This is a genomic window from Streptomyces sp. Tek67B01, from assembly GCF_055231995.1.
On the sequence record NZ_JBUYUY010000001.1, the window covers coordinates 2,252,911 to 2,264,762 of the forward strand.

The 11,852-nt window shown below is 70.0% G+C and carries 9 protein-coding genes and 5 tRNA genes; 2 read left to right on the forward strand and 12 right to left on the reverse strand.

Features of this window, described 5'->3' with window-relative positions; translation table 11 throughout:
• Positions 1-95 precede the first annotated feature (95 nt).
• The 3 genes from ACV7NM_RS09920 to leuC all read right to left on the reverse strand — a co-directional run bounded on the left by ACV7NM_RS09920 (position 96) and on the right by leuC (position 2,482).
• Positions 96-323: an SCO5555 family protein gene (locus tag ACV7NM_RS09920; protein ID WP_136213320.1), complete on the reverse strand. Its 228-nt coding sequence runs from the start codon at positions 321-323 to the stop codon at positions 96-98.
• Positions 324-460: 137 nt separating this feature from the next.
• Positions 461-1,054 carry a 3-isopropylmalate dehydratase small subunit gene (gene leuD, locus ACV7NM_RS09925; protein WP_329198621.1) on the reverse strand — a complete coding sequence of 198 codons (594 nt, stop codon included), beginning with the start codon at positions 1,052-1,054 and terminating at the stop codon, positions 461-463.
• Positions 1,055-1,057: 3 nt separating this feature from the next.
• Entirely contained in the window at positions 1,058-2,482 is a 1,425-nt protein-coding gene (gene leuC / locus ACV7NM_RS09930; protein ID WP_463409961.1) for a 3-isopropylmalate dehydratase large subunit, read from the reverse strand.
• A gap of 185 nt (positions 2,483-2,667) precedes the next feature.
• Between leuC and ndgR the strand changes: the two genes are divergently transcribed.
• Complete coding sequence (ndgR, locus tag ACV7NM_RS09935; protein WP_365955387.1) at positions 2,668-3,384, forward strand: IclR family transcriptional regulator NdgR; 717 nt, start codon at positions 2,668-2,670, stop codon at positions 3,382-3,384.
• Positions 3,385-3,541: 157 nt separating this feature from the next.
• Here ndgR and ACV7NM_RS09940 read toward each other — a convergent pair.
• The 9 genes from ACV7NM_RS09940 to ACV7NM_RS09980 form a co-directional block, all read right to left on the reverse strand.
• Positions 3,542-3,614, reverse strand: a tRNA-Glu gene (locus tag ACV7NM_RS09940).
• A 27-nt stretch (positions 3,615-3,641) separates the two neighbouring features.
• A tRNA-Gln gene (locus tag ACV7NM_RS09945) sits at positions 3,642-3,713 on the reverse strand.
• Positions 3,714-3,740: 27 nt separating this feature from the next.
• A tRNA-Glu gene (locus tag ACV7NM_RS09950) sits at positions 3,741-3,813 on the reverse strand.
• 63 nt (positions 3,814-3,876) lie between these two features.
• Positions 3,877-3,949 (reverse strand) — tRNA-Glu (locus tag ACV7NM_RS09955).
• A gap of 27 nt (positions 3,950-3,976) precedes the next feature.
• A tRNA-Gln gene (locus ACV7NM_RS09960) sits at positions 3,977-4,048 on the reverse strand.
• An 85-nt stretch (positions 4,049-4,133) separates the two neighbouring features.
• Positions 4,134-4,862 carry an HAD family hydrolase gene (locus ACV7NM_RS09965; RefSeq protein ID WP_463409962.1) on the reverse strand — a complete coding sequence of 243 codons (729 nt, stop codon included), beginning with the start codon at positions 4,860-4,862 and terminating at the stop codon, positions 4,134-4,136.
• A gap of 141 nt (positions 4,863-5,003) precedes the next feature.
• Positions 5,004-6,479 carry a glutamate--tRNA ligase gene (gltX, locus tag ACV7NM_RS09970; RefSeq protein ID WP_463409963.1) on the reverse strand — a complete coding sequence of 492 codons (1,476 nt, stop codon included), beginning with the start codon at positions 6,477-6,479 and terminating at the stop codon, positions 5,004-5,006.
• On the reverse strand, positions 6,472-7,260 hold the full coding sequence (locus ACV7NM_RS09975; protein WP_463409964.1) for a fumarylacetoacetate hydrolase family protein: 789 nt from the start codon (positions 7,258-7,260) through the stop codon (positions 6,472-6,474). Before ACV7NM_RS09975 ends, gltX begins: the two co-directional genes overlap by 8 nt.
• A 95-nt stretch (positions 7,261-7,355) precedes the next feature.
• Positions 7,356-7,577, reverse strand: a complete 222-nt coding sequence (locus ACV7NM_RS09980; protein WP_463409965.1) for a hypothetical protein — start codon at positions 7,575-7,577, stop codon at positions 7,356-7,358.
• Positions 7,578-8,144: 567 nt separating this feature from the next.
• Between ACV7NM_RS09980 and ACV7NM_RS09985 the strand changes: the two genes are divergently transcribed.
• Positions 8,145-11,843: a sensor histidine kinase gene (locus ACV7NM_RS09985; RefSeq protein ID WP_463409966.1), complete on the forward strand. Its 3,699-nt coding sequence runs from the start codon at positions 8,145-8,147 to the stop codon at positions 11,841-11,843.
• The last annotated feature ends 9 nt before the right edge of the window (positions 11,844-11,852 follow it).

The window sequence follows — 11,852 nt, forward strand, 5'->3', positions numbered from 1 at the left end:
CGCACGTTAGGCGGATATATACCGCAAATCAAACACGAAACGGGCTAATCACCCTAGTGCCGCAACGTTGTAAGCCGTTACGGAGTTCCTTCGCATCAGTCGCCTTCAGGGAATCGACCCTCGTCGAGGTCCTTCATCAACCTGTCCAGGCGCCTTGCCGCATCGGCGAGATCATGCTTCGCCGCGGCCGTGACGACCAACAGCTTCCGGGACAGCGCCATCCTTACGCCCTCCGGGACTTGCAGCGTGCGCACCCTTGCGTGTGCTTCTTTCAATCGGTTCGCGACCACTTCGTAGAGCTCAAGTTGACTGTCGCGTTCCATGCACAGATTGTGCCATCTGGGGCGAGTTGTCGCCTCACGGGGCCTCAACACGCAGCTGTGCCCCCCGCCGGGAGGCGGGGGGCACAGTGGGGGCGATCAGATCACCCGAGAGCGAATAAGCGCTGATCAGGCGGGAATCACGCCTGAATCGTGCGCGGCTTGAAGGTCGGCCGGGTGCTTTCGTACGTCGCGATGTCCGCTTCGTTCTGAAGGGTGAGGGAGATGTCGTCCAACCCCTCCAGCAGACGCCAGCGGGCGTTGTCGTCGAGTTCGAACTCCGCCTCGACGCCTTCGGCTCGCACCTTGCGGTCCACCAGGTCGACGGTGATCTCGGCCGTGGGGTCGGCCTCGGTCAGCTGCCACAGCCGCTCGACGGTCTCCTGCGGCAGGACGACGGTCAGCAGACCGTTCTTCAGCGAGTTGCCGCGGAAGATGTCGGCGAAGCGCGAGGAGATGACCGTCTTGAACCCGAAGTTCTGCAAGGCCCAGACGGCGTGCTCGCGCGAGGAGCCGGTACCGAAGTCGGGGCCGGCGACCAGCACGGTCGCGCCGGCGCGCTCCGGACGGTTGGTGACGAACTCCGGGTCCTTGCGCCAGGCCTCGAAGAGTCCGTCCTCGAACCCGTCGCGGGTGATCTTCTTCAGCCAGTGGGCCGGGATGATCTGGTCGGTGTCGACGTTGCTGCGGCGCAGCGGGACGGCCCGGCCGGTGTGGGTGGTGAAAGCTTCCATGATTCAGACTCCGGCGGGGGCGGTGACGTCGGACAGGTCGGCGGGCGAGGCCAGGTGGCCCAGTACCGCGGTCGCGGCGGCCACCTGCGGGGAGACCAGGTGGGTGCGCCCGCCCTTGCCCTGGCGGCCCTCGAAGTTGCGGTTGGAGGTGGACGCGGAGCGCTCACCGGGGGCCAGTTGGTCGGGGTTCATGCCCAGGCACATCGAGCAGCCCGCGTGCCGCCATTCGGCCCCGGCCTCCTTGAAGACCTTGTCCAGTCCCTCTTCCACGGCCTGCAGCGCGACCCGGACCGAGCCCGGGACGACCAGCATCCGTACGCCGTCGGCGACTTTGCGGCCCTCGACGATGCCGGCGACGGCCCGGAGGTCCTCGATGCGGCCGTTGGTGCAGGAACCTACGAAGACGGTGTCGACCTTGATGTCGCGCAGCGGCTGCCCGGCCGTCAACCCCATGTACTCCAGGGCCTTTTCGGCGGCGAGGCGCTCCGAAGCGTCCTCGTACGAAGCCGGGTCGGGGACGCTCGCGGACAGCGGCACGCCCTGTCCCGGGTTGGTGCCCCAGGTGACAAACGGGGAGAGCGAGGCACCATCGATGACGACCTCGGCGTCGAAGACGGCGTCGTCGTCGGTGCGCAGCGTCTTCCAGTAGGCGACCGCCGCGTCCCAGTCCTCGCCCCGGGGCGCGTGGTCCCGGCCCTGGAGGTAGTCGAAGGTGGTCTGGTCGGGGGCGATCATGCCCGCGCGGGCGCCGGCCTCGATCGACATGTTGCAGATGGTCATGCGGGCTTCCATCGACAGCTTCTCGATGGCCTCGCCGCGGTATTCCAGGATGTAGCCCTGGCCGCCGCCGGTACCGATCCGGGCGATGATCGCCAGGATGAGGTCCTTGGCGGTGACGCCGTCGGCCAGCGCGCCCGTGACGGTGATCGCCATCGTCTTGGGACGGGCCAGCGGCAGCGTCTGCGTGGCCAGCACGTGCTCGACCTGGCTGGTGCCGATGCCGAAGGCCAGCGCGCCGAAGGCTCCGTGCGTGGACGTGTGCGAGTCGCCGCAGACCACGGTGGTGCCCGGCTGGGTCAGTCCCAGCTGCGGTCCCACCACGTGGACGACACCCTGCTCGACGTCGCCCAGCGAGTGCAGGCGGACCCCGAACTCGGCGCAGTTGCGCCGCAGCGTCTCCAGCTGCATCCGGGAGACCGGGTCCGCGATCGGCTTGTCGATGTCGATGGTGGGGGTGTTGTGGTCCTCGGTCGCGATGGTGAGGTCCAGGCGACGGACCTTGCGGCCGGCCTGACGCAGTCCCTCGAAGGCCTGCGGGCTGGTCACCTCGTGCAGCAGGTGCAGATCGATGAAGAGGAGATCGGGCTCGCCCTCGGCGCGCCGGACGACATGGTCGTCCCAGACCTTCTCCGCGAGTGTCCTACCCATCGCTTTCCCTCCGGCCGGCCGGTTGTGCCGGCGCTTCATAGAGATCTTGTGCGCCTGTATCGCCCGTACCCCACGTCCCGGACGACGGCTCGGACCCAGTGGTTCGTGGACCCGCACATACAGACTCGCTCGTTCTTGGAAAAATTGAACTTGCGTTTCACAGTGTGAGACGTGAATATCGTTTCATGGACAACTCTAGCGGCGTCGGCGTTCTCGACAAGGCGGCTCTGGTACTGAGCGCACTGGAGTCCGGTCCGGCCACCCTCGCCGGGCTGGTCGCGGCGACAGGGCTCGCACGACCCACGGCACATCGCCTCGCCGTGGCACTGGAACACCACCGGATGGTGGCGAGGGACATGCAGGGCCGGTTCATCCTCGGTCCGCGGTTGGCAGAGCTTGCCGCCGCGGCCGGCGAGGACCGCCTGCTGGCCACGGCCGGACCGGTGCTCACCCACCTCCGCGACGTGACGGGCGAGAGCGCGCAGCTCTACCGGCGTCAGGGCGACATGCGCATCTGCGTGGCGGCGGCCGAGCGGCTGTCGGGCCTGCGGGACACCGTCCCCGTGGGCTCCACGCTCCCGATGAAGGCCGGTTCCGCCGCGCAGATCCTGATGGCATGGGAGGAGCCCGAGCGGCTCCACCGCGGCCTCCAGGGTGCGCGGTTCACGGCGACGGCCCTGTCCGGCGTACGACGCCGCGGCTGGGCCCAGTCGATCGGCGAGCGGGAGCCCGGCGTGGCCTCCGTCTCGGCACCGGTGCGCGGCCCGTCGAACCGGGTCGTGGCCGCCGTGTCGGTCTCCGGCCCGATCGAGCGCCTGACCCGACACCCCGGGCGGATGCACGCCCAGGCGGTCATCGATGCCGCCGGTCGGCTTTCGGAGGCCCTGCGCCGCTCCGGCTGACCGGGCCGCCCTTTCCCCCCGTCCCTCCGGGCCCGGGGGCGCGTACGACGCCGCACACGTCCTGACACGCGCCTCCGGGCCCGCACTTCTGCCCTTTTCCCGCACCGGACATGACGAAGAGGCCCTCCGCGATGATCGCGGAGGGCCTCTTCTCCTGTACCCCCGACCGGATTCGAACCGGCGCTACCGCCTTGAGAGGGCGGCGTGCTAGGCCGCTACACAACGGGGGCAAAGCACTGCGTTACCGCTGCACTGCGCTGGGCTACCAGGACTCGAACCTAGAATAAGGGAACCAGAAACCCTCGTGTTGCCAATTACACTATAGCCCATAGTGGTCTAGACCATGCTAGACATCGTACCCCCGACCGGATTCGAACCGGCGCTACCGCCTTGAGAGGGCGGCGTGCTAGGCCGCTACACAACGGGGGCCCTAGCGATCCTGCATCAAGACGTCCGGGAGCTACCCGATGGAGGTCTTGCGGGAAGGATCTGTACCCCCGACCGGATTCGAACCGGCGCTACCGCCTTGAGAGGGCGGCGTGCTAGGCCGCTACACAACGGGGGCAAAGCACTGCGTTACTGCTGCACTGCGCTGGGCTACCAGGACTCGAACCTAGAATAAGGGAACCAGAAACCCTCGTGTTGCCAATTACACTATAGCCCACCAAAACGCAAGCCCCTGAGGGACTTTCATTCGGTTAGCGCCTCCCTCCGGCCTTTCGGCCCGCTCGGGCGGCGCAGAAAGAACATTACCGGATGCCTGACCGTGCTCCAAAACGGGTATCGGAGGCCACCAGCGCGGAGAGCTGGGCAAGACCGGAGATCCGGTGCACTCCTTCGGGGGCCGGTCCGGGCGCGCCGTACCGGTCGAGCCAGACGGCCGTGAGGCCCGCGTCCCGGGCACCGCGGGCGTCGATCTCCGGCTGGTCTCCCACGTAGGCCACTTCCTCCGGCGGCAGCCCGAGCGCGTCGCAGGCCCCGAGGAAGGCGGCGGCGTCCGGCTTGCTGACGCCGAGTTCGGCGGCGCAGACCAGCACCTCGAAGCGGTCGCGCAGCCCGAGCCGGCGCAGCTTGACGTCCTGGTTGGCCGTGGAGGAGTTGGAGAGCACCCCGTGCCGGAAGTCGGCGGCCAAGGCGTCCAGTACCGGCACCACGTCCGGGAAGAGTGCCCAGGCCGCTTCGTAGTGCACGACGTACCGGTCGAACCAGGTGTCGGCCTCGCCGTCGCTCATCCCGGGGGCCGCCAGGAAGTCCCGGACCCGGTCCCGACGCTGGGCGCGGTAGGTCGTCTCGCCGGCGGCGAAGCGCGCCCAGTGGCGCTCGGTCGCGGCGCGCCACAGCGCGAGGGCCGACGCCGGGGTCCCGTACCGCTCCGCCAGTCCGTCGTCGGCCAGATGCCGTGCGAGCCCGGCGGTATCGGCCCCGGTGTAGTCGAACAGGGTGTCGTCGACGTCCCACAAAAACGCACGGATCGGCATGCCGCCGAGGCTACCGGGCGCCCTCCCCCGGCGGGGGCACGACGAGGAAGTCCGTCACGAGACAGGTGGGACCGCCGGGACCGACGACGCCGAAGGGGCGGCCGCCGGGAAGGCGGCCGCCCCTTCGGGGGTGCGTGCGGGTCAGGCGGTGAGCTTCGCCAGGGCCGCGTCGACGCGGGCCAGGGAGCGCTCCTTGCCCAGGATCTGGAGGGACTCGAAGAGCGGCAGACCGACGGTGCGACCGGTGACGGCGACGCGGACCGGGGCCTGGGCCTTGCCGAGCTTGAGGCCGTGGGCCTCGCCGGCGGTCAGGACGGCCTGCTTGAGGGCCTCCGGGTCGTTCCAGTCGGCCGTCTCCAGGTTCGCGCGGACGGTGGTGAGCAGCGCCGCGGGCTCGCCCTTCATCGCCTTGTCCCAGGACGCCTGGTCCTCGACGGGCTCCTTGCGGAAGAGGAAGTCGACGTTCGCGGTGATGTCCGACAGGACGGTCACCCGGGTCTGGGCGTACGGCGCGATGGCCTCCCACGCCCGCTCGTCGAAGTCCTCCGGCTCCCAGTTGGCGTGCGGCGGGCGCAGCCACGGCGTGCACGCGTCGGCGAACGCCTTCGGGTCCATCCGGCGGATGTGGTCGGCGTTGATCGCCTCGGCCTTCTTCAGGTCGAAGCGGGCCGGGTTGGCGTTCACGTCCGGGATGTCGAACTTCGCCACCATCTCCTCGATGGTGAAGATGTCCTGGTCCTTGGAGAACGACCAGCCGAGGAGGGAGAGGTAGTTCAGCAGGCCCTCGGGGAGGAAGCCGCGCTCGCGGTACAGGTTGAGCGAGGCCTCCGGGTCGCGCTTGGAGAGCTTCTTGTTCCCCTCGCCCATGACGTACGGCAGGTGGCCGAACTCCGGGACGCCGGTGGCGATGCCGAGCTCCATCAGCGCCTTGTACAGGGCGATCTGGCGGGGCGTGGAGGACAGCAGGTCCTCGCCGCGCAGCACGTGCGTGATCTGCATCAGCGCGTCGTCGACCGGGTTGACGAGCGTGTACAGCGGAGCGCCGTTGGCCCGCAGGATGCCGAAGTCCGGCACGTTCTCCGGGGTGAAGGTCAGCTCGCCGCGGACCAGGTCGGTGAAGGTGATCGGCTCGTCGGGCATCCGGAAGCGGACGATCGACAGGCGGCCCTCGGCCCGGTAGGCGGCCACCTGCTCGGCGGTGAGGTCACGGCAGTGGCCGTCGTAGCCGGAGGGCTTGCCGGCAGCGCGGGCGGCGTTGCGGCGCTCTTCGAGCTCCTCGGTCGTGCAGAAGCAGTCGTAGGCGTAGCCGCCGTCCCGCAGGCGCTGGGCGACGTCCGCGTAGATGTCCATCCGCTGGGACTGGCGATACGGGGTGTGCGGGCCGCCGACCTCCGGGCCCTCGTCCCAGGTGAAGCCCAGCCAGCGCAGCGAGTCGAGCAGCTGATGGTAGGACTCCTCGGAGTCGCGGGCCGCGTCGGTGTCCTCGATGCGGAAGACGAACGTACCGCCGTGGTGGCGGGCGAACGCCCAGTTGAAGAGGGCGGTCCGGACCAGGCCCACGTGGGGGTTGCCGGTCGGGGAGGGACAGAAACGTACGCGGACGGGTCCGTTAGCCACGCTTGATCACCTTGTTGGTGAGAGTGCCGATGCCTTCGATGGTGACGGCGACCTCGTCGCCGACGTTGAGGGGGCCGACTCCGGCCGGGGTCCCCGTGAGGATGACGTCGCCCGGGAGCAGCGTCATGGCCTCGGTGATGTGCACGATCAGGTCCTCGATCGAACGGACCATGTCGCTGGTGCGGCCGAGCTGGCGTTGTTCGCCGTTGACGGTGCACTGGATGGTCAGGTCGCGCGGGTCGAGGTCGGTCTCGATCCAGGGGCCCAGCGGGCAGGAGCTGTCGAAGCCCTTCGCACGGGCCCACTGCTTCTCGCGCTGCTGGACGTCGCGCGCGGTGACGTCGTTGGCGCAGGTGTAGCCGAGGATCACGTCCTTGACGCGCTCCTTGGGGACCTCGCGGCACATCCGGCCGATGACCACGGCCAGCTCCGCCTCGTGGTGGAGGTCCTGGGAGAAGGAGGGGTACGTGATGGGGTCACCCGGGCCGACCACCGAGGTGGAGGGCTTGAAGAAGGTGATGGGCGTCTCCGGGACCGTGTTGCCGAGCTCCGCCGCGTGCTCCGCGTAGTTGCGGCCGATGGCCACGACCTTGTTCGGGAGCACGGGCGGCAGCAGTCGGACCTTGTCCAAGGGGACCTTGGTGCCCGAGAGCTCGAAGTCCGCGAACGGGATGCCCTTGATGATGTCGAGGACGAGCTCACCTTCGGCGCCGGGGGCAGTGCTGCCCTCGACCGCGCCGAACGCGACGTTGCCGTCGATCGAGAACCTGGCGATGCGCACCTGTTGCGTCTGCCCCTCTGTATTTCCGCCGGCTGGAGTTGCGGACTCCAGGCTAACGCGGTGGGAGGGGGCGCTTCGCTCCTTGTCCGGCGGCCCTACTGCGCGGCGGCGGCGACCGGCGCGTCCATCAGCACGGTGCGGCGGGGGTTCGCCGTCTGCGTGGGCAGCTCGACGGAGTGCTCCGGGGCCAGGGCCGACTGCAGTTCCTCGGCGTCCGCGAGGTGCGCCAGGGTGGTGCGGCGGGGGTTGGCTATGTTGCGGAAGATCAGCGTCGTCTTGTGGGGGTTCTGGGGGTTCTGCGGAGTCTGCGGATTCATCGGAGTTTCGGGCCCCTGGCTCGCTCGTAGTGTGGTGGTGCTCGGATGCGCCAACCCTGCAAAGGGAAAGGCTAAACATCCGAATCCCCCGCCGAACCGGGAAGTAATGGCCACAGCTGTGTGAGTTTCCTCACCAGTGACCGGGCATTGCGGGCATAACGGACGGTCAACCGAGGGCCCCGAAACGGACATTGCGCTACTGAACGCGTTATTCCGCTCCTGATCATCTCGACTGGGACACCTTGACAGCCACGGTGTTTGGTCAACGTAAGTCCGGTTCGCCCCGAAAGGCCTTCCACGTCGGGTAGTGCTCCTGTCACAAGCCGTGACGGGCTCGCCGGGGGGAGCCGCGCACCTTGTTGGAGATCCCCCACTGTGCTGGAATTCGCGGGACCGCCGCGGGAATCAGCCGGCGCGCAGGTGGCGCGACTCAGCGCCGAGCGCGGCGGCAAGGAGAGGGAGACGCGCCGGTCACCGACGACCACCATGGGGCCGTCAGTGCCCCACGACTCGACACCGTCCCACCGCTCCACCGGCGGGACGCCTGGTCCAGAGGTTGCGACGCTAGTGCAGGGACGATTCAAGAGGGATGGCAAGGGTTCTCCCCAGGCCCACGAGGGCCGAGGGGAAGCTGCGTCGGAGCAGGAGCCGCGCGGCGGGACCGACCGTGGCTCCTCGCCCCAGCACGCCCAGAACCGAGGGCCGGCTGTCGAAGGAGCGAGCCCCGATGCCGCCAACCCCGTGAAGGGGAAGGCCAAGGGTCGCGCCAAGCCGAAGGGCGCGGCGCGGGCCAAGGGCAAGGGCAAGGGCGAACCTGCTCCCGAGCAGGACGTGGCGATACCGAAGGCCCCCAGCGGGCCCGGTTCACGCATGGCCATGCAGAACTGGCGCATCAGCACGCGCCTGGTGTCGCTGCTGACCCTGCCGGTCGTCGCCGCCACCACGCTCGGTGGTTTCCGCATCAACGACTCGCTCAACGACATCGCGCAGCTGGACCACATGCAGCTGCTGACGACGATGACCCGGCAGGCCACCAACCTGGCCGCCGCGCTCCAGGAGGAGCGCGACAAGTCCGCGGGTCCTCTGTCGGTGGACAAGTCGGGCAAGCCGAACTCCCTCGTCCAGGGCGTCCGCGACCAGACCAACACCGCCATCGAGGCGTTCGGCGTCGCGACCGACAAGGTCGACAGCACGCAGGACAAGGACGACACCCTCAAGTCGATCCGCAACAACATCCTGCAGATCGGCCGCCAGCTCACCGGCATCGAGGACATCCGCAAGAAGGCGTACCAGAACGGCGCCCAGCAGACGGTCACCGAGTACAACGCACTCATCGTCTCGCTGCTCTCCCTTTCGCAGGACATGGCCCAGGCCACCTCCAACCCCGAGATGATCAAGCGCACGCGCGCCCTGGCGGCCTTCTCCTCCGCCAAGGAGTACGCCTCCATCCAGCGCGCGATCATCGCCGCCTCGCTCCCCGAGAGCGGCGACAAGCCGGGCAACCTGACCGAGAACGACCGCCTGTACGCGCTGTCCGCGCTGCGCGGCGAGAGCCAGTCGAAGAAGACCTTCGAACTCGTCTACCAGGGCAAGTCCGAGGAGCTCCTCGCCAGCCTCGGCGACGGCAACGCGGAGATCAGCAAGGCCGACCACTACACCCGTCGCGTCCTGTCCACCCAGGGCCAGTTTGGCAAGGAGCAGGCGTACCACTCCTGGATGGACTGGTACGACGCCGACGGCACCAAGCTCACGGCCATGAAGGTCATCGAGCTCACCCTCCTCGAGGACATGGAGCAGAAGGCCCGCGAGCTGAAGAGCGCGTCGCAGCAGGACGCCATCATCAACGGTGCCCTGATCCTCCTCGTCCTCGGTGTCTCCCTCGTCGGCGCCTTCGTCATGGCCCGCTCCATGATCCGCTCGCTGCGCCGCCTCCAGGACACGGCGACCCGCGTCGCCCAGGACCGTCTGCCCGAGCTCGTCAAGCAGCTGTCCGAGACCGACCCGCAGGACGTCGACACCACGGTGGAGTCGGTCGGTCTGCACACCCGCGACGAGATCGGCCAGGTGGCCGCGGCCTTCGACGACGTGCACCGCGAGGCCGTCCGCCTCGCCGCCGAGCAGGCCCTGCTGCGGGGCAACGTCAACGCGATGTTCACCAACCTCTCGCGCCGCTCGCAGGGTCTGATCCAGCGCCAGCTCTCGCTCATCTCCGAGCTGGAGTCGCGCGAGGCCGACCCGGACCAGCTGTCCTCGCTCTTCAAGCTCGACCACCTCGCGACCCGTATGCGCCGTAACGGCGAGAACCTCCTCGTCCTCGCGGGCGAGGAGCCGGGCCGCCGGTGGACCCGCCCCGTCCCGCTCGTCGACGTGCTCCGCGCCGCGGCGTCCGAGGTGGAGCAGTACGAGCGCATCGAACTCTCGTCGGTGCCCGGCACCGATGTCGCCGGCCGCGTCGTCAACGACCTCGTGCACCTGCTGGCCGAGCTGTTGGAGAACGCCACGTCGTTCTCCTCCCCGCAGACCAAGGTCAAGGTCACCGGCCACGCCCTGCCGGACGGCCGCGTCCTCGTCGAGATCCACGACACCGGCATCGGCCTCTCCCCCGAGGACCTCGCCGCGATCAACGAGCGACTCGCGTCGCCGCCTACCGTGGACGTCTCCGTCTCCCGCCGCATGGGTCTGTTCGTGGTCGGCCGCCTGTCCCTGCGACACGGCATCCGCATCCAGCTGCGCCCCTCCGACTCGGGCGGTACCACCGCGCTCGTCATGCTGCCGGTGGATGTCGCCCAGGGCGGCAAGAAGCCCGCGCCGATGCCCGGCCAGGGTGGTCAGGGTCCCGGTTCCGGTGCCCCGCAGGTCGGCACGGGCGGTCCGGGCGGTTCCGCGGGACAGGGGTCCGTCGGCGGTGGGGGCGGCCCCCGTCCCCCCGTGGGCGCCGGTCCGCAGCGCGGTCAGGTCTCCGCCGCCGGGCAGCGTGCCGCGCTCCCCGGGCGGGACGGTTCCGCGGGCGCACAGCAGCGGCCCCAGGGCCAGGGTCCCGGCCCGCAGGGCGGTGCGGGCGCGCGGCCCCAGCAGCAGGGCGGCCCGATGGCCCGTCCGCAGGCGGGTCCGGGTGCCCCCACGGGTCAGGGCGCGGGCGGTTTCACGACCCCGCTCCCGGCCCGGGGTCCGGCGGGCGGCGCTCTCGGCGGTCCCGTCGGCGGTGCGCAGTCCCGGCCCGGTACCGGTCCCTCCGCCTTCCCGCAGGGCAACGGCTTCGAGCGGCCGCAGCAGCAGCCCGCCCAGGCCGGCGCCCAAGGCGGTCAGGGTCAGCCCCCGGCTCCCGTCCAGCGCAAGCGGCCGCAGCTGCCGCCGCGCGGCGGCGCCCCGCGTCCGGAGCTCCCGGGTGCGGGTACCGCGGCCCCGCAGAGCACCAGCTGGGGCGCCGGCCAGGGCGGTCACGAGGTCCCGCGCGGGCACGACGAGCTGTCGGGCCCCGGTGCGACGGCCGAGTTCCCCCGTCCCGACTTCAACGCACCGGCCCCGTACGCCGGCGGCAACGCGGCAGGCAGCACCACCGGACAGTTTGAGCGCCCCGACGTACGCGGTCCCCTGGACCCGTCGGCCACCGGGCAGTTCGAGCGACCGGGGGACCTCCAGGCACCCCGCGGCGGCGGTCCCGGCGTGGGCGGCTACAACGGCGGCCGGCCCCAGGCCCCGCAGTCCGGCGGCTACTCCCCGGCGCCGCGTCCGCAGACGCGGCCCGAGGCGCTGCCGCCGGCCCCGGGTCCCGGTGAGGCGCGCAGCCCGATCTTCGATACCCTCGAGTCGAACTGGGTCCGCCAGGACGGCGGTCCCTCCGTACCCCAGCAGCCGCAGCAGTACCAGCAGACTCCCGCCGCGCCGGCTCACCAGCAGCCGCTCCCCCAGCGCGGTCAGGAACTGTCGGCCGACCAGACGGCGACCGGCGCGGTGCCGACCGTCAGTTGGCGGTCCTCGCCGAACGACGAGCTGATGCGGCAGGCCGAGCGCGTGCGCCAGCCCGCCGCCGGCGGCATCACGACCTCGGGCCTGCCCAAGCGGGTACCGCGGGCGAACCTCGTGGCCGGTACCGCTCAGCAGCAGGCCGAGACCCAGGCGGGTCCGCAGGTCTCGCGCGCCCCGGACGACGTCCGCGGTCGCCTCACCAACCTCCGACGCGGTATCCAGCAGGGGCGCCAAGCCGGCACCGCCGGCCCCGCGACCGGCAGTTACCAGATCGACCCCACTTACCAGCAGGAGCGATAGTTGAGTTCG